Consider the following 25,611-nt stretch of genomic DNA (forward strand, 5'->3'; position numbering starts at 1 on the left):
AACGGCCGCACACGCGGCCCCGCGCCCGCACTGGCGCCATTGAGCGCGGAGTGCTCGACGGCAGGCGCCGAGGTCCGTCCTGGCGGCTTGACGGGGGTATCGCGGACGAGCCGGAAATCGATTTTGCGGGAATCCAGATCGACGCGGCTGACCTGCACGCGCACGCGGTCCGACATCCGGTAACGAATGCCCGTGCGTTCGCCGCGCAGTTCGTTCTTGATCTCGTCGTACTGGAAGTAGTCCGCGCCGAGCTCGGTGATATGCACCAGCCCTTCAATGAACAGCGAATCCAGTTGGACGAAGATGCCGAACGTTGTCACGCCGTTCACCATGCCGCCGTATTCCTCGCCGAGCTTGTCGCGCATGAAATAGCACTTGAGCCAGGCTTCCACGTCGCGCGAGGCTTCGTCGGCACGGCGTTCATTCGACGAACAATGCAGCCCGAGTTCTTCCCAGATCGCGACGTTATTGCGCTGACGGCTACGCGACTCGTCGTCGGATTTCTGCATCGCGCGCGCGGCCTTCGTCAGGCCCGTACTCAGCGTAATGTCATGACCGACTTCAGGCTGATACTTCTTGCCCTGCAGGATGGCGTAGATCGCGCGATGCGTGAGCAGGTCGGGGTATCGGCGGATCGGGCTCGTGAAGTGTGCGTACGCTTCGTAGGCAAGCCCGAAGTGACCGATGTTCTCCGGACTGTAGACGGCTTGCTGCATGGAGCGCAGCACCATGCTCTGCAACATCTGCGCGTCGGGCCGATCGCGAACCATTGCCATGAGCGCGGCGTAATCGCTTGCGTGCGGCTTCTCGCCGCCACCCAGCGACAAACCCACGCCACGCAGGAACGCGCGCAGGTTTTCGAGCTTTTCGGGCGTCGGCCCGGCATGCACGCGATACAGCCCCGGATGCTTGTTGCGCTTCAAAAAGTCGGCGGCACACACGTTCGCGGCCAGCATGCTTTCTTCAATCAGCCGATGCGCGTCGTTACGATGCCGCGGCACGATCTGCTCGATCTTGCCCTGCGCATTGCAGACGATGTACGTCTCGGTCGTATCGAAATCGATCGCGCCGCGCTTCTGACGCGCCGCATGCAGCGACTTATAGACACCGTACAGATTCTGCAATTGCGGCAGCAAATCGGCGCGCTTCGCGGCTTCAGGTCCCTTCGTATTGGTAAGGACGGCAGCAACTTCCGTGTAGGTCAGCCGCGCGGCCGAATGCATCACGCCCGGATAAAACTGGTACGCCTTGATCTCGCCACGCGCGGTGACCACCATGTCGCACACGAGCACACACCGGTCCACGTGCGGATTCAGCGAGCACAGCCCGTTCGACAGCTTCTCGGGCAACATTGGAATCACGCGGCGCGGAAAGTACACCGACGTGCTGCGGTCGAGCGCATCGACATCCAGAGGCTCGTTCGGTCGCACGTAATGCGAGACGTCGGCAATCGCGACCAATAAACGGAAGCCCGTGCCACGGCCGACGTTCATGGGTTCGCAATACACGGCATCGTCGAAGTCGCGGGCATCTTCGCCGTCGATGGTGACCAGTGGCACATCACGCAGATCCACGCGATGCCGGATATCCGCCGGACGCACTTCGTCCGGCAGCTTCGAGGCCTGCTCGAGCGCGCGGTCGCTGAACTCGTGCGGCACGCCGTATTTGCGCACCGCAATCTCGATTTCCATACCAGGATCGTCAATGTCCCCGATCACTTCCGCCACGCGTCCGAGCGGCTGCGAATGGCGGCTCGGGAAGTCGGTGAGATCCACCGATACTACCTGCCCCACTTTCGCTTTCTTTGGATTCTGCGTGATCAGGATGTCGTGGCCGATGCGCTTGTCTTCGGGCACGAGGATCAGCGCGCCGTTCTCGCTGATCAGCCGGCCGATGATGCGTTTATTCGCGCGGTCCGTGACTTCGACTATGTGACCTTCCGGTCGTCCGCGACGGTCATAACCGACGATCCGCGCGAGCACGCGGTCGTTGTGCATGACCTTCTGCATTTCGCCGTTGGGCAGGAACAGGTCGTCCTGGCCGTCGTCGCGAATCAGGAAGCCAAAGCCATCGCGATGGCCTTGAACACGGCCCGCAACGAAGTTCGAGGGATGCGTGAGTTGGTAATAGCCGCGTTTGTCGAGACGGACCTGGCCGTCACGTTCCATGGCTCCCAATCGCTTGAAAAATCCTTCGCGCTCCTGGCGCTTGATCGACAGAGCTTCGGCGATGTCGTTCGCAGCGAGTGGTGCTTCGCTCGTGCGCAACACACCGAGAATTTCTTCGCGGCTCGGAATCGGATACGGATATTTGTTCAAGGGCTTATCGATGATCTCTTCTCGTCTAACTGAATGTCGCGGTTAATGGGGGATCGCATCTCGGGATCCCATCCCGGCTTTACTTTCTGGCCCGCGAAGGGCTGGATCGGCGCGTTGCCGGGACGTTGCACTTAACGTTGTTCCGGTTCGTTCACGAATAGTTTGCGAATCATTCTAACACCCGCCAACCGGGCCACATCGGCGCAAAAGCCATATGGGTAATGGCTCGGCGCCATGTTTCAGTTTCGGCCTCAAAATGCTTGACAGTGCGTTACACCCCGCTATAATTACGTTCTTTGCTGCACACGCACCCTGCCCAGGTGGCGGAATTGGTAGACGCACTAGGTTCAGGTCCTAGCGGTGGCAACACCGTGGAGGTTCGAGTCCTCTCTTGGGCACCAAACAGTAGTCTCAGTAGATCCAAAGAAGTCCGGAAAGCCCCGCAAAGCCTTAAGCTTGCGGGGTTTTTTGTCTTTTAACGTCCGATACGTTCCCCGGTGATCCGATTGCAAATGAGTACATTTTTGAGTACATTGAAAGTTCGAGTTAGGAAAATGTACTCATCATGCTCCTCACCGCGCGACAAGCCCAAGCAGCCAGGGCTCGCCCCAAGGCCTACGGGGTGCCCGATGGCGGTGGCCTGACCCTGTGGATCACCCCGGACGATCACAGGTATTGGCACTTCCGTTACAGAATGGGCGGGAAGCAACCGCGCATCTCGCTCGGTACTTATCCCGCGGTTTCGCTACAGCGAGCTCGGGAGCGGGCGGCAGAATGCCGAGCCCTAGTCGCAAATGGCATCGATCCCCGCAAAAAGCGGCGAGACGAGAAACATCGCGACGCACTGGTCCAAATCAACACGTTCAAGGCAGCCGCCGAATACTGGTACAAACATAAGGCTGAGACGGGGCGTGCTGCCGCAACGCTCGCCAAGATTCGCACCTATTTGGACAAGGACATTCTTCCTGAGCTAGGTGACAAGCCGCTGCAGCACATCACGCATGCGGACTGCGCCAGACTGCAGGAACGCATCGAAAAACGCGATGCGCACAACGTCGCAAAAAAGACTCGGGGCTGGCTCAAACAAATCTTCAGTCAGGCCATCGCGCGGGGATTATGCGAAAACAATCCTGCGTCGGAGCTTCGCGCCATTGCGGCAGCGGGGCCGGCGGTCAAACACCACCCTCACCTGCTTGAACCTGAGCTGCCCGAATTTCTGAAGGCCTTGGACCGTTCAACAAGCCGTCTTACTGCTCGAGTCGCAGCGTGGATGACACTTTGGACGGCGAGCCGGCCGGGCATGGTGCGTCACGCCGAGTGGGTCGAGATCGATTTCGACAAGGCGTTGTGGACCGTTCCTGCCGTCAAGATGAAGATGCGCAAAGCCCACGTCGTTCCGCTTCCCACACAATTGCTGGCTGCCTTGCGTGAACTGCATCAATTAACGGGACGTGGCCAATATCTGTTCCCCGGGATTGGCACCAAGCATCCGATCCTGAGCGAAAACACCATCAATCTCGTTTTCTCCAAGATTGGTTACAAGGGTCGACTGGTCGGACATGGCACGCGGCATACCGCTAGCACCCTGCTTCGTGAACACGGATGGACGAAGGACCACGTCGAGGCACAGCTATCGCATGTCGAAGAAGGTGTCGCGGGTGATTACAATCAGGCGCTGTATCTGCCCCACCGTACTGCCATGATGCAGTGGTATGCCAACTACCTGGATGCGTTGAAAGTTGGCATCACGCCAGCGCAAATCCCCAAATTCGAGAAGCAGGTCAACAGGCGCCTGCGTAGCTAGACCTGCATACACGACCCGCCAACAGCGAAATGAGTGCCGCGCGGCCGGGAGAGTCGGCCTAGGCCAATTGAGCCAATACAAAGGTCCACCTTCAAAAGACACAGGCGCATTTGGACGACCGCTCCCGAGCGGAGGGAATGGCACTCCGCGACCCCACTGCCGCCGCTCGAACCTGCTCAGCCTAGACGGCTGCTTCTCAAGGTAAAGCGACCGTTTGCGCGGAAAAGCTCGCCGGCGGGTGCTCGGCCATTGCGGTCATTCGCAGGACCGCGGCTCTGCCTGCTGTCGAACGGCTGCTATGGAGAAAATCGGAACGCTCGTGCTCGACTAGAACCTGCGGCTCGAACCCGTGGTACTCGCATCGACTTGCGCGCCTGCACGGCTATCCGTGTTGCCTTGGCGGTGGTCAAATGTCCATTCGCCTGCGATTGCGGATCAAAGCCATTAGCCGTCGATCACGCCATTGCACGCGTGCGTCCCAATCATCGAGCGGCAATTCGGCGCGCCGCTCACCGGCTACACGCGCCACAAGTTCGGGTGTCCACGGATCGTGCTGACCCCTTGAAGCGCCCATTCGTTCGTAAGCAGGGCCCATCTTTCGCGCATGAGATTCAATCCCGCCACGCGTGTTGAGATCGACTGTCTCGAACGGCCCGGTCACCGACCAGCGCAGGCCCACACCATCGCGCACCACGCGGTCGATATCGGCCACGGACGCCACGCCGTCACGCACAAGGCAATACGCCTCCCGCAAAATGGCGCCTTGCAGCCGGTTAAAGATAAAGCCTTCTATCTCGCCCGACACGTGCACCGCACTCATCCCCGCCTCTTCGTAAAGCGCATTCGCGCGAGCTATGACTTCGTCGGAGGTGAACGGCGCGGCCACGATCTCGATCACGGAAATCAGATACGGCGGATTACCAGGGTGCGCAACGAGGCACCGTGCGCGGCCGGGCAACGCATCCGCAAAAGAGGAAACCGTCAAAGCGGACGATGAGCTCGCCAGCACCGCGTCGGCGGGCGCGTGTTCATCGATTTGCATGAACAGCTCGCGCTTGAGGTCCACACGTTCAGGCGCACATTCCTGCACAAGCACGGCGTCACGGACGGCATCGGCGAGGTTGTCGAGCACGACAATGCGGGCCAGCACCGACTCCGCCGAATCATTCAGCAGGTCGAATTCAGCGAGGTCATCCAGGCGCGCCCGCACTTCCGGCTCTACTGCACGCCGCCGTTCATCGGCCGGGTCGTACAGACGCACATTGAAACCCGAACGCGCGAACACAATGCAAAACGCCACGCCAATACTTCCCCCGCCGACTATTGCTACCGTCCTCATCTTTCCTCCGTGTCTGATTTTTCAGTACGTCACGCGCATGACCATGCTCCGGTTCGCGCCGGTGCGAATCCGCAGCGGCCCTGCAAGCGCGCGATCCATGTGTGCGTCGCCGGTATCCACGAACAGGCGGCCATCGACTAAAGACAACAACTTCTGAACGCTCGCGACGGCTTCAATGCGCTGCCGCGGCACGCGCGCAAGCACGCGTGCGCTGATCGGCTGGTTACCGCGTCCGAACAGACATCCCTGGCGTCCGATCACGCCGACCACGATCGCCGCCGACGCCCATCCGTCCAGCAGACTCAGCAGCGTGGCTTCGGACGCATCCGCGGCGACGATGCTGCCGTTCACGATCGCATCGACGCCAAGCAAGGTGCCCTGCACGCCCGCTTGTTCGCAGAGTGTCGCCATCGTGGTGCCGGGACCGACAATATAGAGCCTGTCGCGCTCGAATTCAGAGGCCAGTTGCCGGCATGCGGCATCGATGTCGGCACGGTCGTTGACGGGCCTATGCGCCTTGCTGGCCTGCATGCGCACGCGGTCAACCGGCGCCAGTGCGTAGCCATGCAACCGCGATGAAGCGCGGTCAGCACGCAGCATCGCTTCGTCGATATCGAGCAACTCGACCCGCTGCGTATCGAAGGGGCCGCGTGCGCAGTGTGCTGCCAGTTCCCCGGCGCGCGCAGCACTCAGCGCGAACACTCCCGAGTACATTTTCACGCCGCACGGCACGCCGATCACTGGGATGTCAGGGCCGGCAATCGCTGCCACATCGCGCGCCGTGCCGTCGCCGCCGGCGAACAGGATCAGGTCCGCTCCCGCATCGACAAACGCCCGGCATGCCACGCGCGTATCCGCCGATGAACTCGGCGCGCCCCGTGGCCACGCGACGACTTGCGCATTCAACCCGGCGAGGCGACATGCGTCCTTGCCCATCTCTGCGGCTGCAGTGACAACCCGCAAACGCGATGCGTCGAGCGCCCGGAGCGCCAGCAGCGCAGGCAACGCCCGCGTGCCGGCATCAAACGACGCATGTAGCGCGCGCGCCGCCTCGACCGTCCCGGCACCGTCGCTGCCTTTTAGCCCGACCGCGCCGCCAATGCCGGCGAACGGATTGATCACTATTCCAATACAGATCGCCATGTGCGCGTCGGGCCTTGCGGCAAAAAATTTATGTGGCTATATTGTGCGCCATACAAACAATTGTGCGCAACAGCAATCCAGGCGCCAATTACCGGAGTAATGCATGCGAAACCAGCCGCATCCCTTCATGGCGAATACCGTGAGCGCGATCCAGCAGGAGATGCTGGACGCGATCGGCGCTAAAACCATCGCGGAATTGTTCGAACAGATCCCCGCCGATCACCGCACCCAAGCGCCGCTCGACCTACCGCCTGCACTCGCTTCGGAACCGGCGCTGCGGCGTCATCTGATCGATACGCTCAGCCAGAACCGCCACTGCGAAAGCGACCTCAGTTTCCTGGGAGGTGGCTGCTGGCGCCATCATGTGCCGGCTGTCTGCGACGAAATCGTCCGCCGCAGCGAGTTCCTGACGTCGGTCTGGGGCACGCCGTCATCGGACCAGGGACGCTATCAGGCGTGGTTCGAGTTCTGCAGCCAGTTGGGTGAACTTGTCGATTGCGATCTGGTGGGCTTGCCCGTCTACACCTGGGGCTGCGCGGCCGGGCACGCGCTGCGCATGGCCTCGCGCTTGAACGGACGGCGTACGGTGCTCGTGCCGGAAGCGATCGACCCCGAACGGCTGCTGGTGATCCGCAACTACTGCGAGCCGCCCGAAATGGCGCAGCACCTTTCAATCGTGCCGATGCGTTTCGATCCCGCGACCGGGCGCATCGACCTGGCCGACGCCGCCGCGAAAATCAGCAGCGATACCGCCGCGGTCTATATCGAAATGCCGAACTACCTGGGGATCATCGAAGAGGATGCACAGCGCCTGGCTGAACTCGCGCATGCGGCGGGCGCGGAGATGATCGTCGGGGTGGACCCGATCTCCCTCGGCGTGCTCGCCCCGCCGCCGTCTTATGGCGCCGATATTGTGGTCGGTACGACGCAGCCGCTAGGTGTCCACATGTTTGGCGGCGGCGGCTTGGGCGGGTTTATCGCGACGCGCGACGAAGAGCGCTACGCGCGTGAATATCCCACCTTGCTCGTGAGCCTGACCGGGACGAGCCGCCCCGGCGAGATCGGCTTCGGGCTGTCGCTGGCGGAACAGTCGTCGTACGGATCGCGTGAAAACGGCAAGGACTGGACGGGTAACTCGGTCTACCTATGGGCGATCGCCAACGCGGTGTATTTATCGCTGATGGGTCCGCAGGGTTTCGACGATGTCGGCAGGCTCATCACTGCCCAGGCCCACTATGCGGCGCAACGGCTAGCGAGCCTCCCGGGCGTCACCGTGCCGCTGTCCGGCAGCTTCTTCAAGGAATTCGTGGTCGACTTTTCCAAGACCGGACGCAGCGTGGCATCGATTAATCACGCACTGCGCGAGCGCGGCATCTTCGGCGGCCATGACCTTTCCGCGGACCTTCCGGCACTGGGCCAGAGCGCGCTTTACTGCGTCACCGAACTCCACGAGCGGCGCGACATCGACCGCCTCATCGACACCCTCAGCGAGATCCTGAATCATGACCACTAAGCCAGCACTGCGCCGTTATCACGCCGCTGTCTGGGACGAGCCTATCGTGATGGAGATGTCGCGTGAGGGCCGGCGCGGCGTGGTATTTCCCGACATTGACGCGGTGGTTACCGGGCTTGTCGGCGACCCGCAGCGGCTGATCCCCGCATCGATGCGCCGCTCGACGCGCCCGGCGCTGCCGGCAATGTCGGAACCCGACGTGCTGCGCCACTATCTTCATCTGTCGCAACAGACGCTGGGCATGATGGGCATTTCGCTGTTCGGCACGTGCACGATGAAATACAACGCACGCCTGAACGAAGCCATCGCTGCGCGCGACGAAGTTGCCGAACTGCATCCGCGACAGCATCCCGAAACGCTGCAGGGCACGCTGCAAATCATTCACGCGCTGGACCTCGCGCTGCGCGAACTGTCCGGCATGGACCGCTTCGTCTTCCAGGCGGCCGGCGGCGCGGACGCGGCCTACACGCACGCGTGCATTACACGCGCCTACCATGCGGTGCGCGGCGAGCTTGAGACGCGCGACGAAATCATCACGACTATCCAGTCTCATCCGTGCAATCCCGCGACTGCAGCCACGGCCGGTTTCAAGGTGATCACGCTGGCGTTGGAGGAAAACGGCTATCCGTCAGTGGAGGCGTTGAAGTCGGTCGTGTCGGAGCGCACGGCTGCGTTGATGGTCAACAATCCCGATGACATGGGTATCTACAACCCGCACATCAAGGAGTGGGTGCGGATCGTGCACGAAGCAGGCGGATTGTGTTTCTACGATCACGCCAACTTCAATGGCGTGATGAGCCGGATTCGCGCGCGCGAACTCGGCTTCGACGCCTGCATGTTCATGCTGCACAAAACCTTTGGAGGCCCGAAGGGCGGTGGCGGCCCCGCCGTCGGCGCGTATGGATGCAGTGCGGCACTTGCACCTTATCTGCCGGGACCGCTCGTCGTCAAACGCGACGGCGCGTATCAGCTTGAGCCTGGCGCGGACGGCAGCATCGGCCGGGTGCGCGAGTTTTTCGGCAATGTGCAAACGGTCATCAAAGCCTATGCCTGGGTGCGGGCGATGGGCGCGCAAGGCATCGCGGCGGCGGCAGATTTGTCGGTGCTCGCGAACAACTACATGACCCAGGAACTCACGAAGATTCGTGGCGTGACGTGCTCGCATCCGCACATCGGCGCATGGCGCATGGAGATGACGCGTTTCAGCCTTGAGACGCTCGAAAAAGACACGGGCGTGACGGTATTCGACGTGCAGAACCGGATGGTGGATTTCGGCGTCGATGCATTCTGGCTCGCACACGAACCGTGGATCGTGCCGCAACCCTTTACGCCGGAGGCGGGCGAAATGTGGTCGAAGGAGGACATCGATACCTGGATTGCCGTGCTCGCGCAGATTTGCCATGAGGCATACACCACGCCGGAGATCGTTAGAACCGCGCCGCATAACCATCCGGCAGGCCGTATTGATGGAGCACCGCTCGAGGATCCGTCACGCTGGGCGATGACGTGGCGCGCGCATGTGAAGAAGCGCGCACCAGCATAGATACGATGATAAAAAGCGAACGGTCCGTCGCCTGGCGTGGCAGGCCGTTCATGCTTCAACCCTTCCAGTGCCCTTCCGCCTTCAATTCCCCGAAAACCTGATCGACCGCGAGCCGCGCACGCTTCACCATCTCGGCGATCTCGTCTTCCGATATGACGAACGGCGGCGAGAACGCGATGGAGTCGCCGTCCGGCAAACCGCGCGTGATCAGGCCATTCGCCAGCGCTGCCTTCGCTACCCGCAAGCCCACCTTCAACGCCGGATCGAAGCGCTTGGCCGGATTGCGTTCGGCCACGAACTCGACTGCGCCGATCAACCCAAAGCCGCGCACGTCGCCCACGGCCGGATGATCGGCGAAAGCCGCACGCAGGTACCGGTGCATGACTTCGCCGCGCGCGCCGGCCTGCGCCACAAGATTGTCGTCTTCGATAATCTTCAGGTTGGCGAGCGCTGCGGCAGCGGCGATCGGGTGGCCGCTGTAGGTGAAGCCATGTCCGAACACCCCCAGCTTGTCGCTGCCCGACACAATCGCGCGCCACACCCTCTCGGACACCAGACTCGCTGATAACGGCACGTACGCCGAGGTCACCCCCTTTGCAACCGTGATCAGGTCCGGCTTCATCCCCATGGCCTCGGTGCCGAACATCGTGCCAAGCCGGCCGAAACCGCAGATCACCTCGTCGGCGATCAACAGGACGTCGTATTTATCGAGGATCTTCTGGATGGCGGGGTAATAGCCCTCGGGTGGCACGATGACGCCGCCGGCGCCCATCACCGGCTCCATGATCATGGCCCCGACCGTCTCCGGACCTTCGGCGAGAATGAGTTGCTCCAGGTCGTTCGCGAGTTTCGCGACGAACTCCGCGTCGCTCTGCCCCGGTTCGGCTTCCCACAGGCGGTGGGGCGCCGTGGTGTGCTTGATGAACGACAACGGCAGGTCGAAGCCGTTATGCAGGCCCGGCAAACCAGTCATGCCCGCGGTGACCACGGTCACGCCGTGATATCCCCGCCTGCGAGCAATGATCTTCTTCTTGAGCGGGAAGCCGCGCGCGTTGTTGTAATACCAGACGAGCTTCACCTGGGTGTCGTTCGCGTCCGATCCGGAGTTGCCGAAGAACACTTTTGACATCGGCACCGGCGACATCCCGATCAACTTCTGCGCAAGCAGGATCGGCGCATCCGTCGACATCGACGCGAACGTGTGGTAGTAGGCCAGCTTCATGGCCTGGGCGTGCATTGCGTCCGCAATCTCGCGGCGCCCATATCCCACGTTCACGCACCACAGCCCCGCCATCGAATCGATGTAGCGCTTCCCGCGGGTGTCTTCCAGCCACACGCCCTCGCCCCCCACCATCACGAGCGGTCCGTCGCGTTCGTGATCGCTCAGCGCCGTAAACGGATGAAAAAAGAACTGCCGGTCCAGATCGTTGAGATCGGGCACGGGGCCCGTCACGGGAAAACTCATGAACATTCTCCAAGTTGGAACAGAAAAAAGCGGGCAAGAAGTGAAGCGCGCTATGTCGATGACAATAACCTGTTTATATTTGTGCGCATTGCGTCATTTTGGGCGATATGAGAACATAAATCAACGAATCGAAATTGATCAAACGCCCAACTGAGGAAATTTCAACGATGCTGACACTTAAGGATCCGACCCTGCTCAAACAAGCGCTGTTTCTCAATGGCGAGTGGATAGCCGATACGGATGCGGGTTTTATCGATGTGGTGAATCCGGCAACCGGCGCATCGATAGGCAAGGTGCCCAAGGCAACGCGTTCGATGACCGCTGCCGCTATCGAAAAAGCACACAGCGTTTTGCAAAAATGGAGTGCGCGCCCTGCGGCTGAACGTTCGCAAATCATCAAACGCTGGTTCGATTTGATCGTCGCCAACGCCGACGATCTCGCCAGCATCCTGACTGCGGAGCAAGGCAAGCCGCTGGCCGAGGCCCGCGGAGAAATTCTGTACGGCGCAGCGTTTTTCGAGTGGTATGCGGAAGACGCCAAACGCCTGCACGGCGAAGTGCTCCAGGCGCCGTCAGCTGGCCGGCGCATGCTGGTGCTTCGCCAGCCGATCGGCGTGTGCGCCGCAATCACGCCATGGAATTTCCCGATGGCCATGATCCCGCGCAAAGCCGCGCCCGCGCTTGCCGCCGGCTGCACAATGGTGCTCAAGCCAGCCAGCGCAACGCCCTTTTCCGCACTCGCGCTGGCCGAACTCGCGCAGCGCGCTGGCCTGCCCGCCGGTGTATTCAGCGTGCTGACGGGAGCGGCATCGGAGATCGGCGACGAACTCGCGACACACCCCCTCGTGCGCAAACTGACCTTTACCGGCTCGACAGAAGTCGGCCGATCACTGATGCAGAAGGCATCCGGCACGATCAAGAAAGTCGCGATGGAACTGGGCGGCAATGCACCGCTGATCGTATTCGACGACGCCGATGTCGACGTCGCCGTCGCCGGAACCATCGCGTCCAAGTTCCGCAACATGGGTCAGACCTGTGTGTGCGCGAATCGAATCTACGTCCAGGCGGGCATTCATGACCGCTACGTCGAGGCGCTCACCCGCGCGGTCAACGCGCTGACGGTCGGTGACGGCTTCGAGCTAGGCGTCGCGCAAGGCCCGCTGATCGACGAGCAGGCGGTGGCGAAGGTCGAGGAGCACGTCGCCGATGCGCTCGCGCAGGGAGCAAAAGTCGTGGCGGGTGGCAAGCGCCACGCACTGGGCCGGTCATTTTTCGAGCCGACCGTGCTGACAGGCGTCACTCAGTCGATGAAAGTCGCGATCGAGGAAACGTTCGGCCCCGTCGCGCCAGTTTTCCGCTTCCACACCGAAGAAGAAGCCGTGGCTGCCGCGAACGACACGGAATTTGGCCTCGCCGCCTACTTTTTCACCCGCGACAATGCGCGCGTCTGGCGAGTCAGCGAGGCGCTGGAATGCGGCATCGTGGGCGTAAATACGGGCGCGACATCCTTTGAGGGCGCGCCGTTTGGCGGGGTGAAGGCATCCGGCGTGGGGCGCGAGGGATCCATGCACGGCATCGAGGAATTTACCGAACTCAAATATGTGTGCATTGCGGAAATCTGCTGATAAGATTTGAACACTGCACAATTTGTGCGCCATGCGCCCGCTGCGCTTATTTGAAGGGGAAGCATATGGCCGCATACGAGACGGCTCTGGATGACGACGATGAAGTACGCGACCGCGATTACGTCGGCTCGTTCGCTCGCGGACTGGAAGTCATCAAGGTATTCAACCGGCATATGCCGCGCCGCACGCTAAGCGAAGTGGCCGAAGCGAGCGGCATGACACGCGCAACGGTCCGGCGCTTCTTGCTCACGCTCGTGCGTGAAGGTTATGCCGAGACCGATGGCAAGTACTTCAACCTGAAACCGAAGATCCTTGAAATCGGCTTTTCGGCTCTGTCGTCCATGAACATCTGGGATATTGCCCAGCCGATCATGAACGCGCTCTCGGCCAACGTCCAGGAGTCGTGCTTTGCCGCCGTGCTGGACGGCGATTCGGTGATCTATGTCGCGCGGGCTGCATCGAATCGCATTGTGAATGTGGGGATTTCCATTGGCAGCCGGACCCCGGCTCATTGTGTATCGACGGGACGGGTGTTGCTCGCCGCCTTGCCGGATGCCGAGTTTCAACAGTATCTGGAAGGCGCGAAGCTGCAGAAATTCACGCCGAACACGGTGACGTCGAAGGTCAAGCTGCGAGAACTGGTGGAGGAAACTCGCTTGCGCGGCTGGTCGATCGTCGACCAGGAACTGGAGATCAGCCTGCGCTCCATTTCCGTGCCCATTCGCGACCGCGACGGCAAGGTCGTAGCCGCGCTCAACGTATGTTGCCCGGCCGAACGGGTCACACCGCAAGACATCAGCACTCGGATTCTTTCGGCCATGCTGGAAGCATCGAAGGACATTACACGGGCGCTGCAGGCCTGATTGCCCCATCCCCGCCTCATGAAACGGCACGCCTTGCGTGCCGTTTTTTTTCGCCCTTTTTTCATCCATTAGCCTCCCTTTCCTGCCAGTTTTTAATGACACGATGTTTACATGGCGAACTTTTGTGCGCTAATATCGATTCGACATCGCAAGACACCACTACCGGAGCCATCGTTCATGCAGTCGTCAGTGAAAGGTAAGGTCGTATTAGTCACGGGAGGTGGACGCGGCCTCGGTCACGCCATCGCAGCGATGTTTGCTGAACAGGGTGCGGTAGGTGTGGTTGCGGATTTGGCGTCATCCACGCGGCTTGCCCCGCCGCCCGGCATGACGGCGCTCGATTGCGATGTGAGTTCCGAGGCGAGCGTGGCAGCGTGCGTGACGGCAACGCTCGAGCAATTCGGCCGTCTTGACGTCGTGATCGCGAATGCGGGACTCGTACCGGGCTGGCGCACGACAGACAGCATCGACTTCGATGAATGGGACCGCGTCATGGCCGTCAACGCACGCGGCGTGGCGATCACGATTTCCAGGACCGCCAAGGTTTTGAGCGTCACGAAAGGATCGATTGTCGTGATGGCATCGATCAATTCGTTCGCGGCACACGGCCGCCAGATGCTCTACACCGCGTCGAAGCACGCGGTACTGGGCATCGTGCGTGCAGCGGCACGCGATCTCGGTCCGCTGGGCGTGCGCGTCAATGCGCTTGCTCCTGGCCCGATCGCCACGAACGCGCTGCTCGATCGCATCCATCATCGCGCCCGCACGGGCGGCACAGACGCTGACACCGCACTGCAGGAACTCGCGCACGCCAATTCATTGGGACGCCTCGCCACTGCGGCCGAAGTCGCGCACGCCGCGATGTTCCTGGCATCGGATATGGCGAGCGGCATCACGGGCGTGCTGCTGCCCGTCGACGCCGGCCTGCAGTAGTCCCCGGCAAGTAATCCCCGGCACGCGACACGCCGGCCTTTCTCTCGCTTCAGGTCATCACCGATGTTCAGTCTGGAAAAGAAGACCGTGCTCGTCACGGGGGCGTCGAAAGGAATCGGCGCGGCAATCGCAACGGCGCTCGGCGCGGCCGGTGCGCACGTCGTGGCGCACTACGGCCATGATCGCGCGGGGGCTGAACAGGCACTCGCCAGCGTGCCTGCGTCGCGCAAACATTTCGTGCAGGCCGACCTGCACGATCTTGCCGCGACCGAAGCAATGTGGGATGACGCGCAAGCCTGGCGTGGACGGATCGACGTGTACGTCAACAACGCCGCGATCATGCTGTGGCACGGTGGTTTCGAAGCCGACGACGCCACCTGGGACGCGGTCTGGGAAGAAACGCTCGCGGTCAATGTGCTGGCCCCCGCGCGCCTGATCCGCCGGGCGGTCAAGCATTTCCTCGCCCAGGAAGGCGGCGTGCTCGTGACCATCTCAAGCTGGGCGGCGCAGCGCGGCGTAACCAACCCCGACACCATCGCGTATGCCGCGTCGAAGGCGGCTGTGCGCTCGATGACCCAGACCGTCGCGCGAGCACATGCGCGGGACGGTCTGCTCGCTTATGTGGTCGCACCGGGCGTGGTCCGTACGCAAATGTCAGAAGCGTTCGCAGCCACTCAAGGCGGCGAGGACAAGATCACGGCCACCCTCGCGATGGGCGAATGGGTTCCGCCCGAGGACATCGGCAACCTGGTCGCGTTCCTGGCCAGCGGCACCGCGCGTCACCTGAGCGGCGCCACGCTCGACGTCAACGGTGCGAGCTACGTGCGCTGAATGAACCCGGAATAATGAGAACATAAGTGCGCCTTGCGCACATTTTCTTTGACAGCGTATTTTGATGCGGCGACAATTTTTTCGCGCGTTGCCTGAGTCTTAGCTGAGTCAGCCGATTCACCTAACCGGTCAACCCGGCATCCGCCGCCCAGATTTTCCCTTGCCCTTTCTGGAGAGTTCGCAATGTTTAGAGCAGTATTTCTCGTGCTGGCGGCGGTTGTCTCGACAATGACCGCCCAGGTATCCGAAGCCCGTACACTCGATCAGGTCATCAAGAGCGGGACGATTCGCATCGGCGTGAATCCGAATTTTCCGCCGATGAGCTCGTACAACGCGACCAACCAGCTCGCGGGTTTCGATATCGATATTGGCAACAAGATTGCCAGCACGCTCAACATCAAGGCTGAGTTCGTGCCGACCGAATCCGCGCAGCGCGTCCCGTTCCTCGTGTCCGACCGCATCGACATCTCACTCGGTGCACTGACCCGGTCCGCCGAGCGCGCGCAGCTGATCGACTTCACCGTGCCGCTGCATACGGAGTCAATGTCCGTGCTGACCACCGACAAGATCAAGGCCACGAAATGGACTGAGCTGAATTCGCCGTCGGTCACGCTGGTGGACATGCGCGGCAACTGGTCGGTCGACTACGTGAAGGACAAGCTGCCGAAGGCCAAGATGCTGCTGGTCGAGTCCATTGCGGACACGGTGCGCGCGGTCGCGCAAGGACGTGGCGATGCGATTGTCGAGAACATCGACTTCTTCCAGAACTTCACCAAGAATTACCCGAACATCAAGTGGCGGACGCTGAACGACCCGATCTTCGTGAATTACGACAGCATTGGGGTATCGAAGGGCAATTCGACGCTGAGAGACTATCTGAACGTGGTGTTGTATGACCTGCACTCGTCAGGTTTCGTCAACGACTCATGGCAAAAGGCGTACGGTACGCCGATGCAAAAACCGATCGTACCCAACCCGTATTTCTGAGCCGTGGCCGCGCGCGCCGGTTGCAGCGCGCGGCCATATCGTGCATGACAGCGCGTGCCCCGCCGGGCATGTCGTCGTTTGATCCGGATTGCCATGACTTACACCCTTCAATACGCCGACGTACTGCGCCAGTTGCCCTATCTCGCAACCGGCGCGGTGCTGACGCTCGAGATCGCCTTCGTCTCGTTCTGGCTCGGCAGCGCGATCGGACTCGCCGGCGCGCTCGGCAAACTGCATGGCGGCGCGCTGGTACGCCGCCTGGTCGGCCTGTATGTGGTTGTGCTGACCAATACGCCCGCGCTCGTGCAGATCTTCTTCCTGTTCTACGCGTTGCCCGACGCCGGCATCACCCTCTCTCCGATGACCGCCGTGCTGATCGGCCTCACCCTGAACTCGGGTGCCTATCTCACGGATATCCTTCGTTCGGGGATCATTTCCGTGCGGATCTCGGAACTGGAAACTGCCGAAACGCTCGGCATGTCGCGGCTGCAGATGGTGCGTTATGTGATCCTGCCGCACGTCGCCAAGACCATTTATGCGCCGCTCTGCAACTTCTTTGTCTGGCTCGTGCTCGGCAGCTCGATTGGTTCGATCTTCGGCGTCGAGGAACTCACGGGCCGCGCGATCAACATCTCCAGCGCGAACATGCGCACCATTGAAACCTTCTCGGTCGTGGCTGCCATGTATGTAGCGCTGACCTTCGTCGCGTCGATCGCACTTGCGCTGACCGGCCGCTATGCCTTTCGCGTCAAAGCGAGGATCTTCTGATGCTCGACCAGATCATTGCGCAAATTCCCACGTTCTTCACGCGTTTCACGTTCGAGTTCCTGCTCGGGGCCATGGGCCGCACGCTTGCGATGACCGCGCTCGGTTGCGGCGTCGGCATTGTGCTCGGGGCTATCATTGCCGTGATCCGCGGCACCAAGGCGCGTGTGCTTGCGCCGTTGCGTTTCGTGCTGACGGTGCTGGTCGAAGTGTTCCGGCGCATTCCCTTTCTCGTGAACCTGTTCATTGTCATGTTCGCGCTGCAGGGCTTCGGCTCGGACATCTCGCTTTTCACGATTGCGACGGTATCCATCTGCATCGTGGCGACCGCGTTTCTCTCGGAGGTCATTCGCGCCGGGCTTGAATCCGTGCCGCGCCAGCAGGTAGAAGCGGCCGAGGTCATGAACTTCGGCTTCCTGCGCACGCTGTTCCTGGTGCTGCTGCCGCAGTCGTGGAAAGTGATCCTGCCGCCCGCGTTCGCGTTCATGGTGATGTTCATCAAGGACACGTCGCTGGCGTCGCAAATGGGTGTGGTCGAGCTGACGTTCACAGGCAAGGTCCTGATGAACCGGGGCTTCTCGCCCTTTCTCGTGTATGGCGCCGTCCTCGCCGCCTATTTTATTTTGTCCTACCCGCTAAGCCGTCTGGGTGCCTATCTGGAGAATCGCCTTGCCTCACCTCGCAGTCGAAAAACTCTCAAGCGCGTACGCTCAGCAACAGGTTCTCCGCGACATCACACTCTCGGTTGAACGCGGCGAAGTCATCAGCCTGATCGGGCCGTCGGGCTCGGGCAAGAGCACCCTGCTGCGCACGCTGGTCGGACTGATGCCGCCCACGGCCGGGCGGGTCGTGCTCGACGACGAACAGCTTGATTATTCATCGCGTAAAAGCGTGCGGGCCGCGCGCGACAAGATGGCGATCGTGTTCCAGCAGTACAACCTGTTCCAGAACATGGACGTGCTGCGCAACGTCACCATCTCGCCCCTCAAGATCAAGAAGCGGCCGCGCGAGCAGGTCGAAGCAGAAGCGAAGGAGTTGTTGCGGCGTGTGGGCCTCGCGGAAAAACACGCGAGCTATCCCGACGAACTGTCGGGAGGACAGCAACAGCGTGTTGCCATTGCACGCGCGCTCGCGCTCAAGCCAGAACTCCTTCTGCTCGATGAAATCACGGCCGCGCTCGATCCTGAACTCGTGAACGAAGTGCTCGACACGGTGCGCACGCTGGCAGGCGAAGGCATCACCATGCTGCTCGTGTCACACGAAATGTCGTTCGTACGCGAAGTCTCCACGCGCGTGGTGATGATGGACAAGGGGCAGGTAGTCGAGATCGGTACGCCGGACAAGATCTTCGGCAATGCCAGCGAAGCCCGCACGCGGGACTTCGTCGGCAAGATACTGCGGCACCACTAAGTAAAAGCTAGCAAAGCGCTCAAGCGCTCGCCAGCAGGAACGGCGAGAGGTCAACATCGAACGGTGCCGGCTTGCCCTGCACCAGGCTCGCCACGATCTGCGCCACCGCAGGGCCGGCGGTGAAGCCCATCCACGGGAAAAAATTGATGAAGAAGCCGGGCGTGCCCGGCACTTCGCCCAGGATCGGCTTCCAGTCGTCCGTGCCGTTCACCACGGCGGCCCAGGTTCGGATCACGCGCAGCGCGCCGAGCGCCGGCACCACGGCCAATGCCACGGCCATGTTGCGTTCGAGGGAATCGGGATCCGTGGTGGGATAACCGCGGCTGTGCCAGCGCGCAGGCCATCCACCGCCGATCAGGATCGAGCCCGCCTGGTTTTGCTTAAGCGTGAGTTTGTCGCCGGCGGAATAAACCAGGTGTGGAATCAACGGCCCGACGCGCTCCGTCACGGCAACCTGGATCGCAAAGCCCTGCACGTCGATTGAAATGCCCAGCAACGCCGCGATCTTGCCCGCATCGGCGCCAGCCGCATTGACCACGCGCCCGGCCCGAAAAAGCTCCGTCCCGGCCGATACCTCGAAGCCGTCGTGTGTGGGCGCGATTCGGGTCACTTCGGCATGGCGAACGAATCTGGCGCCCAGCGCACGGGCCGCTCGCGCGTACGCAAGCGTCGCAGCAAGCGGACTCGCCTTGCCTTCGTCCGGGCAAAATGCACCGCCCACGATTGTGTCCGAGAGATAGGGTGCCAGCGTCCTTACGTCTGCGCGACCGAGCAACCGGACCTCCAGACCTTGCGAGCACTCCACCTCCGCCTTGGCGGCGATCGACGCCATCTGCGACGCGTCGGTCGCGACCAGCAAACCGCCCCTCAGGGACACTTCGAGATCGGCGTCGAGCGTCGCGGGCAAATCGCGCCATACATCGATGGAATGACGCAGCAAGCCGATGGTCGGTGCGAACGTCCGGGCCCACTGCGGCCCGCGATTGACAAAAGGATCATGCGGGATCTGCGCGTGCAGACTGCCCGCGTTCGAGCCGGATGCCTGCGTGTTGAGCTCGCTGCGCTCGAGCACGGTCACGGCCACGCCATCGCGGGCGAGATAATAGGCTGTCGCGCAGCCGGCGAGACCGCCGCCGATCACAATCACATCGTTCATCGGGTCAGCAAGTGGGATGTTGAAACGGTGCTACGTGGAGGAGGTGTTCGGAGCTTGCATATTACGCCGCGCGAGAAAAAAACCGAAGTTCTCGGGCAACAACGCGTGCGGCGCCGGGTGACCCAGCGAGCGCGCCGCACGATACACGAAGTTCGGATCGGCCAGCAGTTCCCGCGCGATGGCCACGAGATCAGCGGAGCCTTCGCTGACAATCGTGTCCGCCTGGCCAGGCTCCGTGATCAGCCCCACCGCCATGGTCGGGATGCCCGCTTCACGACGAATCCGCCCTGCGTAGGGCACCTGATGCCCGGGCGCTTCCGGGCGCGTGGACCTCGCAACCGGGCCACGGATACCACCCGACGAACAGTCGACCAGGTCGATGCCAATGTCCTTCAGCCTCCGTGCCAGTTCGATGGTCTCGTCAAGCGTCACGCCCCCCGCGCTTTCGTCCACGCAGGACGCTCGATACCACACTGGCATCGCGTCAGGCACCGCTCGCCTGACCGCTTGCGCGGCGTCGAGCGCGAAGCGCGCGCGGTTCTCTAAAGTGCCGCCGTACCGGTCGGTCCTGCCATTCGATATCGGCGATAAAAACTCATGCAACAGATAGCCATGCGCACCGTGCACTTCGATAAAGTCGAGACCCGCGCTAACCGCGCGCCGGGCACTCGCCGCGAACGACCCGACAATGCGCGCGATCCCTGCCTCGTCGAGCGCGGCGGGAATCGGCCAGCCTTCGGCATGGGCAATCGCCGAAGGCGCGACCGTTGGCCAGCCGCGCGGCGCAGATGCGCTCACGAGAGGTCCCGCGCCGTCCCACGGACTGGCGGAACTACCCTTGCGCCCGGCATGCCCGATCTGCACGCCGACCGAAATGCCCTGTCCGTGATAAAGCTCGGCCAGTTGCCGGAAGCCGTCTATCTGGCTGTCATCCCAAAGCCCGAGACAGCCCTCGCTGATGCGGCCGTCCCGCTCCACCGCGGTGGCTTCGATCACCGCGCCGCCCACGCCGCCGAGCGCAAAACGCGCGTGATGCGCGAGATGCCACGCATTCACGGCGCCTTCGACGGCGCGGTACTGGCACATCGGCGAAACGACAATGCGGTTGGCAAAGGTAATGCCTCGCGAACTGAACGGCGTGAACAAGCGGATCTCGCGCATCGCCGGCTCAGCCCTTTTGCGCCGCGCAACGCGCAACATACGCATTGAGGTCGCCGATGATCGAGACAATCTTCGCACGCCGTTCTATGCCCTCGCTGCCCAGCGCGGCGAACTTGGTCAGCGGTGGCCGGACGTCGCCGACCGGATAACCCTGCGACGCCGCCAGCGCCTTCGAATAGCATTGGTGTCCGTAGGTCGGATGACCCTCCGCGATGATGCGGTCGAAACTGGCAATCATCTTCTGGATGGTCTTGGCCTCCTCCAGTTCTCCCTCGACCAAGGCGTTCCACAGCCGCGTGGAAGCCTCCGGGATGTAGTTCGCGTACGGATTCACATAGCCGACCGCGCCGAGCAGGAAACTCTCCACGGGCCGCTCGCCGGCAAACACGTTCATCACACCCGCGGTCGCTTCGATCACGTCATAGACCCGGCCGACGTCCATGCTCGCTTCCTTGATATAGCGGACGTTGTCGAGTGCCCGCGTCAGGCGCGCCACCAGTTTCGCCGACATGTCGACGTTGGTCGTCACGGGGTTGTTGTAAAGCATGATCGGCAGCGACGTAGCCTCGGAGATCGCCCGGTAATACTCGAAGATCTCGTCGTCAGTCGGGGTGTAGTAATACGGCGGCGCGATCATGAAACCGTCTACGCCCAGCGCTTCTGCCTCGCGGGTATAACGCACCGCGTTCGATGTCGACGCGTTCATGGTGCCGACCAGCACATCCATCCGCCCGGCCACATGCTTGACCGTCGCCTCTACATATTGAGTGCGCTCCTCGTCGTTGATGGTCAGGAACTCGCCGGTTGTACCCAGGATGATCACACCGGGAGAGCCCGCTTCTATTTGCCAGTCAAGGAAACGCCTGAGTGCGCCTTCATCGATCGACTCGCCGTCGGCGGTAAAGGGCGTCACGGTCACACCATAGCTGCCACGAAAAACTTTACTCACGTATCTCTCCGTTAAATCATTGAACGCTTGAGCGCAATGCGCACAATTTTTGCGCATGAGGTCAAAGTTTGTTTTTGTCTCCAGCCTGCCTTCAATCGCGTCCTGGACCGCCTCAAGCCCTATTCCTGCCCTATATCGGTAAAAATTGACCTGCATGTCCAGTTGGTTTACAGCAATTTCTCAAAAATTTCACAAAATTACAACATTCAATTTTGTTCACATGGCGCCTGAATGTTAGCATGGCGCACGTTTTGTCACAAAGCGTGTACGTCAAAAAATGTTCCGATGTAGCGCACCGTGGCGACCGCGGGACGTGCAAACCACGTGGGCAGGCAGCACGATTCAGGCAAATCTTCGCAACAGCCGCGAAGAAACTGCTTCGTACTGCAAATTTTCAGCAGCATCAATTCAGGGGAGTTGAGTGGCATGAGAACTATCAGGCGGATCGCAGCGCTTGTGGGCGTTGCAGCAACGGGTTTGGCTCACGCGCAGAGCAGCGTCACGCTGTATGGCGTGATCGACGTGGGTCCCACGTTCGTGAGCAATGAAGGCGGTGCGCATAACATCAAGATGGACGACTCGATTGCTTCGGGCGACCGGTGGGGCCTGAAGGGAACGGAGGATCTTGGCGGCGGGCTCAAGGCGATCTTCACCCTTGAAAACGGGTTCGATGCACTGAACGGCCAGCTCCGTCAGGGGGGACGCGAATTCGGCCGGCAGGCATGGGTCGGTTTGCAGAACGAGTACGCGGCCATCACTATCGGCCGCCAGTACGACTTGATCTACGACTACACCGCCAACTATGCGATGAGCGCCTGGGCCAGCGGCTATGCCACGCATCAGGGCGATCTGGACCGGATGGGCTGGGAGCGCCTGGATAACGTGGTCAAGATCAAGAGTGCGGATTTCCACGGGCTTCAGGGAGGCGCAATGTATTCGTTCGGCAACGTTGCGGGCAGCCTTCATCAGCAAAGCGCATGGTCCGCGGGCGGGCAGTACAACCACGGCGCGTTCTCGGCCGGCGCCGTGTATCTGCGCATGAACAACCCGTACGGTTCGAACGCGATCGATCCTTACGCCTCCATGGGTGTCTCCAGTTTTCTGGGCCAGACCACGGCTACACGCAACCCCGTCACCGGGCAAGTCACCGACCTGTTTGCGAGCACGCCCCTGCAGATCGACAGCCAGAGCGTGCTCACGCTTGGCGCAAGCTACGTGATGTCGAACGTCACGTACGGTGTCGCGTACTCGGACGTCTGGTTCAAGGGGTTTGGCCGCACATCGGCGCTGCGCACCTACGATACGGGCGCGTCGTGGCAGGTCACCCCTTCATTCAATGCGGCAGCGGGCTATTTCTACTCGACCTTCGAAGGCCATCACTACAACGAAGCCAGCCTCGGCTTCGACTACGCGTTCTCTAAGCGCACCGACGTCTACCTGCAAAGCTCTTACCTGCGAGCGTCGTCGGGTGTGGACGCTGTTCAGGGCTACCTGTTCACACCGTCAACCACCAGCACGCAGACCAGCGTGCGTATTGGCCTGCGTCACCGCTTCTGATAAAGAAGCGCCGCACGACTTTCGGGTCGTGCGGCGCGGCGGATTGCTTGCCGGGTCGACGTTCAGGCGAGGCCTGGGTTCAGGCATTGACGAGCGCTTATTGCGCGGTCAGAAGCCGAAGCTCTTCCGCCTGAAAACGCATCGGCGAATAGGCTCGCATGTCCACGCCCGGGTCGCGGCCGGTCATCAGGTCTGCTACCAGTCGCGCGGTCAGTGGCCCGAGCGTATAGCCGGCATCGCCGGGAATGGCGGCATGCAATCCGGGCAATCCAGGCATCTCGCCCAGCACGCCCCGGCCATCGACTTTCGAATTCACGCCGGCCCACGTCCGGATGATCTGCAGCGACCCGAGCGCCGGCACCATGAACTGCGCCAGCGATACATTGCCGAGCACGCTGGAGGGATCGACAACGGGATAATCGGCGCCAGCCGCGAGCATCGCCGGCCATCCGCCGCCAATCACGACCTGCCCCGTCGATAACTGCTTGAGTGTGATGGACCGCTCAGCGTGCTGCACGAGATGCAGAATCAGCGGCGGCGCCGCCTCGGTAATATTCATGTGCAGCGGCTCGGGATCCACCGGCAGGAAGGTCCCTGCGCTATCCATCAGCGCGCGTGCGCCGGGGCCGGCCGCAACGGCGACTTGTCCCGCATCGAGCGCGCCGAGCGGCGTGGTCAGCGTGAAGCCCGAGCCGGCAGGACGCAGTTGGTCGACCTTGCATTGATCGACGATAGTCACGCCCATGCGTGACACCCACGCCCTGATCTGGGTGTTGCACTTGAGCGGATTCAGCTTGCCTTCGTTGGCGCACAACTCGGCGCCAAACGCAGCGGGGCCAAGGTACGGCGCAATGCGCTCCAGGTCGGCGCGCTCGAGGAGTTCGACTTCGAGGCCCAGCTCGCGTTCACGACGGCTTTTGGCCACGAGGAAATCGAACTGTTCCGGCGTCTCGGCGACCATCAGGCCACCCGATACCTTCATTTCGAAATCCGCGTTAATGGCTCGCTCGAATTCCCGCCAGTACTCGACCGCTTTCGGATAAAGCGGTAACTGCTGTTCAAAACTGGCCACGCGCTCGGGAAAGAGCCGCATGAAACGACTCTGCATCTGCACATGAAGGCTGCCGGCATTCGCTGTCGACGCGGCAGAGCCGCCGGCATCGAGCAGCATGACGTCCCGCCCCTGCTGCGCGAGAAAACCCGCCAGGCACAATCCGACAATGCCCGCACCAATGACCGCGACATCGGTTTGCCGGCGCGGCAAAGCGCCCATCGTGGGATCGTTCATGAATCGTTGCCGTGGCCGGCCAGTTCCGCAATCGATACCGGCTTGACTGGAACACGGGGCGCAAATCCGGACATCTCATCGCGCGAACGGCCGAAGCGTTCGCAGACGATCTCGTCGAGAACGCTCGCGCAGTAACGCCCCTGGCAGCGTCCCATGCCGATACGCGTGCGCCGCTTGATCGCGCCGGCCGTGCTCAGGCCCTCGTCGAGCGCTGCGTCCAGCTCGCCGAAGGTGACTTCCTCGCATCGGCAGATCACGGTGTTGCCGCAGCGTTCCTTTGGAGCATTCAGCGGACTTGCATAGACAGTCCAGAGCGCTTGCTGGAAGCGGCGCTGTTTAGCCAGATCGGCAACTGCGCGATCGCGTTCGCCGGTGAGTAGACCCGCGAGCGCACGGCCCAGCGACACGGCAACCGCCGCGCCGACGATCGAGCCCTCCGCAAGCGCCGCCTTCGCTCCGCCAAGTCCCGTGCAATCACCGAGCGCGTAGACGCCCGCGACGCTGGTCAGGCCCGTGTCATCGCGGCGTGTTACAAGCTGCCGCCGATGGGTATCGAAGTCATGCGTGCACCCAAGCGCACGCAGCAGTTCGTTGGCTGGCTCAAAGCCGTAACCGAGGCAGACGATATCGACATCAATACGCGGCGCAAGCGTCTCCCCCGACACACGTGCAAGAGTGACCGACAGCCCGCTCCCGGTTTTCTCTATGGCCTCGATCACAGTGTCATTGATGATGTGCACGCCGTTGCGCTTCACCATCCGGCTATAGCCGATACCCTCGGCAATGAGCCCGGGAGCCGCGAGACTCATCGTGACGAGCGAGCCCAATGTGGCTAGCCCAGGCCGCGGCGCCGCTTCAACCACAGCCGCGACGCTCGCACCGCCGCTCAGGAGCTCAGCCGCGAGTTGCAGGTTGAGCGGCCCGTTGCCCGCGATCAGCACGCGCTTGCCAGGCAGGCGCC

Annotated in this window: 21 protein-coding genes and 1 tRNA gene; 13 read left to right on the top strand and 9 right to left on the bottom strand. The window is 61.8% G+C overall.

What is annotated here, in order from left to right:
• Positions 1–2,318, bottom strand: a 2,318-nt coding sequence (rnr, locus tag EOS_RS39700; protein ID WP_047897714.1) for a ribonuclease R, incomplete at its 3' end; no start/stop codon positions are given.
• Positions 2,319–2,632: 314 nt separating this feature from the next.
• Here rnr and EOS_RS39705 point away from each other — a divergent pair.
• Both EOS_RS39705 and EOS_RS39710 read left to right on the top strand, forming a co-directional pair.
• Positions 2,633–2,719, top strand: a tRNA-Leu gene (locus EOS_RS39705).
• 164 nt (positions 2,720–2,883) lie between these two features.
• A complete protein-coding gene (locus tag EOS_RS39710) occupies positions 2,884–4,122 on the top strand; it encodes a tyrosine-type recombinase/integrase (protein ID WP_047897715.1) in 1,239 nt (412 codons plus the stop codon).
• Between the two features lie 406 nt (positions 4,123–4,528).
• Here the strand turns inward: EOS_RS39710 and EOS_RS39715 are convergent, their stop codons facing one another.
• Together EOS_RS39715 and EOS_RS39720 are read right to left on the bottom strand one after the other, a co-directional pair.
• Complete coding sequence (locus EOS_RS39715) at positions 4,529–5,461, bottom strand: 3-hydroxyacyl-CoA dehydrogenase (RefSeq protein WP_047897716.1); 933 nt, start codon at positions 5,459–5,461, stop codon at positions 4,529–4,531.
• A 21-nt stretch (positions 5,462–5,482) separates the two neighbouring features.
• On the bottom strand, positions 5,483–6,604 hold the full coding sequence (locus tag EOS_RS39720; RefSeq protein WP_047897717.1) for an ATP-NAD kinase family protein: 1,122 nt from the start codon (positions 6,602–6,604) through the stop codon (positions 5,483–5,485).
• Between the two features lie 103 nt (positions 6,605–6,707).
• Here EOS_RS39720 and gcvPA point away from each other — a divergent pair, with 103 nt between their 5' ends.
• Both gcvPA and gcvPB read left to right on the top strand, forming a co-directional pair.
• On the top strand, positions 6,708–8,117 hold the full coding sequence (gene gcvPA / locus EOS_RS39725) for an aminomethyl-transferring glycine dehydrogenase subunit GcvPA (RefSeq protein ID WP_047897718.1): 1,410 nt from the start codon (positions 6,708–6,710) through the stop codon (positions 8,115–8,117).
• Positions 8,107–9,660, top strand: a complete 1,554-nt coding sequence (gene gcvPB / locus EOS_RS39730; RefSeq protein WP_047897719.1) for an aminomethyl-transferring glycine dehydrogenase subunit GcvPB — start codon at positions 8,107–8,109, stop codon at positions 9,658–9,660. Before gcvPA ends, gcvPB begins: the two co-directional genes overlap by 11 nt.
• 55 nt (positions 9,661–9,715) lie before the next feature.
• On the opposite strand, the gene EOS_RS39735 is transcribed toward gcvPB, so the two are convergent.
• A complete protein-coding gene (locus EOS_RS39735) occupies positions 9,716–11,125 on the bottom strand; it encodes an aminotransferase (RefSeq protein ID WP_047897720.1) in 1,410 nt (469 codons plus the stop codon).
• Between the two features lie 167 nt (positions 11,126–11,292).
• On the opposite strand from EOS_RS39735, the gene EOS_RS39740 reads away from it, so the two are divergent.
• From EOS_RS39740 to EOS_RS39775, 8 genes are all read left to right on the top strand, one after another.
• Positions 11,293–12,750: an NAD-dependent succinate-semialdehyde dehydrogenase gene (locus EOS_RS39740; protein ID WP_047897721.1), complete on the top strand. Its 1,458-nt coding sequence runs from the start codon at positions 11,293–11,295 to the stop codon at positions 12,748–12,750.
• Positions 12,751–12,815: 65 nt separating this feature from the next.
• Positions 12,816–13,613 carry an IclR family transcriptional regulator domain-containing protein gene (locus EOS_RS39745; protein WP_047897722.1) on the top strand — a complete coding sequence of 266 codons (798 nt, stop codon included), beginning with the start codon at positions 12,816–12,818 and terminating at the stop codon, positions 13,611–13,613.
• A 177-nt stretch (positions 13,614–13,790) separates the two neighbouring features.
• The gene (locus tag EOS_RS39750) at positions 13,791–14,546 is read left to right on the top strand and encodes an SDR family NAD(P)-dependent oxidoreductase (RefSeq protein WP_047897723.1); all 756 of its coding nucleotides are present in this window, start codon (positions 13,791–13,793) and stop codon (positions 14,544–14,546) included.
• A 63-nt stretch (positions 14,547–14,609) separates the two neighbouring features.
• Positions 14,610–15,377 carry an SDR family NAD(P)-dependent oxidoreductase gene (locus EOS_RS39755; RefSeq protein WP_047897724.1) on the top strand — a complete coding sequence of 256 codons (768 nt, stop codon included), beginning with the start codon at positions 14,610–14,612 and terminating at the stop codon, positions 15,375–15,377.
• Positions 15,378–15,560: 183 nt separating this feature from the next.
• On the top strand, positions 15,561–16,364 hold the full coding sequence (locus tag EOS_RS39760) for a transporter substrate-binding domain-containing protein (protein ID WP_047897725.1): 804 nt from the start codon (positions 15,561–15,563) through the stop codon (positions 16,362–16,364).
• 93 nt (positions 16,365–16,457) lie between these two features.
• Positions 16,458–17,132 (top strand): amino acid ABC transporter permease, encoded by a 675-nt coding sequence (locus EOS_RS39765; protein ID WP_047897726.1) that lies wholly within the window; start codon positions 16,458–16,460, stop codon positions 17,130–17,132.
• Positions 17,132–17,878: an amino acid ABC transporter permease gene (locus EOS_RS39770; protein ID WP_047897727.1), complete on the top strand. Its 747-nt coding sequence runs from the start codon at positions 17,132–17,134 to the stop codon at positions 17,876–17,878. Before EOS_RS39765 ends, EOS_RS39770 begins: the two co-directional genes overlap by 1 nt.
• The gene (locus EOS_RS39775) at positions 17,799–18,539 is read left to right on the top strand and encodes an amino acid ABC transporter ATP-binding protein (RefSeq protein ID WP_047897728.1); all 741 of its coding nucleotides are present in this window, start codon (positions 17,799–17,801) and stop codon (positions 18,537–18,539) included. The genes EOS_RS39770 and EOS_RS39775 overlap by 80 nt, the downstream gene beginning before the upstream one ends.
• Before the next feature lie 19 nt (positions 18,540–18,558).
• Here the strand turns inward: EOS_RS39775 and EOS_RS39780 are convergent, their stop codons facing one another.
• From EOS_RS39780 to EOS_RS39790, 3 genes are read right to left on the bottom strand one after another with little or no spacing between them, the layout of a single operon-like run.
• Complete coding sequence (locus EOS_RS39780) at positions 18,559–19,695, bottom strand: NAD(P)/FAD-dependent oxidoreductase (protein WP_047897729.1); 1,137 nt, start codon at positions 19,693–19,695, stop codon at positions 18,559–18,561.
• 30 nt (positions 19,696–19,725) lie between these two features.
• On the bottom strand, positions 19,726–20,856 hold the full coding sequence (locus EOS_RS39785) for an NADH:flavin oxidoreductase/NADH oxidase (protein ID WP_047897732.1): 1,131 nt from the start codon (positions 20,854–20,856) through the stop codon (positions 19,726–19,728).
• A gap of 7 nt (positions 20,857–20,863) precedes the next feature.
• Positions 20,864–21,805 (bottom strand): dihydrodipicolinate synthase family protein, encoded by a 942-nt coding sequence (locus EOS_RS39790; RefSeq protein ID WP_047897730.1) that lies wholly within the window; start codon positions 21,803–21,805, stop codon positions 20,864–20,866.
• Between the two features lie 426 nt (positions 21,806–22,231).
• On the opposite strand from EOS_RS39790, the gene EOS_RS39795 reads away from it, so the two are divergent.
• A complete protein-coding gene (locus tag EOS_RS39795; protein WP_047897731.1) occupies positions 22,232–23,362 on the top strand; it encodes a porin in 1,131 nt (376 codons plus the stop codon).
• A 97-nt stretch (positions 23,363–23,459) separates the two neighbouring features.
• Here EOS_RS39795 and EOS_RS43860 read toward each other — a convergent pair whose 3' ends face one another.
• Positions 23,460–24,650, bottom strand: coding sequence for an NAD(P)/FAD-dependent oxidoreductase (locus tag EOS_RS43860; protein ID WP_053064209.1), 1,191 nt, complete (start codon positions 24,648–24,650; stop codon positions 23,460–23,462).
• Positions 24,647–25,611, bottom strand: a 965-nt coding sequence (locus EOS_RS43865) for an NAD(P)/FAD-dependent oxidoreductase (protein ID WP_160312574.1), incomplete at its 5' end; no start/stop codon positions are given. The genes EOS_RS43860 and EOS_RS43865, both read right to left, overlap by 4 nt.

The sequence above is a fragment of the Caballeronia mineralivorans PML1(12) genome (assembly GCF_001028175.1).
Classification (GTDB): Bacteria; Pseudomonadota; Gammaproteobacteria; order Burkholderiales; family Burkholderiaceae; genus Caballeronia; species Caballeronia mineralivorans.

Bases quoted from the DNA above. Each gene is read 5' to 3' on its own strand.
- EOS_RS39710 (WP_047897715.1), top strand. From the start codon at position 2,884: ATGCTCCTCACCGCGCGACAAGCCCAAGCAGCCAGGGCTCGCCCCAAG.
- EOS_RS39715 (WP_047897716.1), bottom strand. From the start codon at position 5,461: ATGAGGACGGTAGCAATAGTCGGCGGGGGAAGTATTGGCGTGGCGTTT.
- EOS_RS39720 (WP_047897717.1), bottom strand. From the start codon at position 6,604: ATGGCGATCTGTATTGGAATAGTGATCAATCCGTTCGCCGGCATTGGC.
- gcvPA (WP_047897718.1), top strand. From the start codon at position 6,708: ATGCGAAACCAGCCGCATCCCTTCATGGCGAATACCGTGAGCGCGATC.
- gcvPB (WP_047897719.1), top strand. From the start codon at position 8,107: ATGACCACTAAGCCAGCACTGCGCCGTTATCACGCCGCTGTCTGGGAC.
- EOS_RS39735 (WP_047897720.1), bottom strand. From the start codon at position 11,125: ATGAGTTTTCCCGTGACGGGCCCCGTGCCCGATCTCAACGATCTGGAC.
- EOS_RS39740 (WP_047897721.1), top strand. From the start codon at position 11,293: ATGCTGACACTTAAGGATCCGACCCTGCTCAAACAAGCGCTGTTTCTC.
- EOS_RS39745 (WP_047897722.1), top strand. From the start codon at position 12,816: ATGGCCGCATACGAGACGGCTCTGGATGACGACGATGAAGTACGCGAC.
- EOS_RS39750 (WP_047897723.1), top strand. From the start codon at position 13,791: ATGCAGTCGTCAGTGAAAGGTAAGGTCGTATTAGTCACGGGAGGTGGA.
- EOS_RS39755 (WP_047897724.1), top strand. From the start codon at position 14,610: ATGTTCAGTCTGGAAAAGAAGACCGTGCTCGTCACGGGGGCGTCGAAA.
- EOS_RS39760 (WP_047897725.1), top strand. From the start codon at position 15,561: ATGTTTAGAGCAGTATTTCTCGTGCTGGCGGCGGTTGTCTCGACAATG.
- EOS_RS39765 (WP_047897726.1), top strand. From the start codon at position 16,458: ATGACTTACACCCTTCAATACGCCGACGTACTGCGCCAGTTGCCCTAT.
- EOS_RS39770 (WP_047897727.1), top strand. From the start codon at position 17,132: ATGCTCGACCAGATCATTGCGCAAATTCCCACGTTCTTCACGCGTTTC.
- EOS_RS39780 (WP_047897729.1), bottom strand. From the start codon at position 19,695: ATGAACGATGTGATTGTGATCGGCGGCGGTCTCGCCGGCTGCGCGACA.
- EOS_RS39785 (WP_047897732.1), bottom strand. From the start codon at position 20,856: ATGCGCGAGATCCGCTTGTTCACGCCGTTCAGTTCGCGAGGCATTACC.
- EOS_RS39795 (WP_047897731.1), top strand. From the start codon at position 22,232: ATGAGAACTATCAGGCGGATCGCAGCGCTTGTGGGCGTTGCAGCAACG.
- EOS_RS43860 (WP_053064209.1), bottom strand. From the start codon at position 24,650: ATGAACGATCCCACGATGGGCGCTTTGCCGCGCCGGCAAACCGATGTC.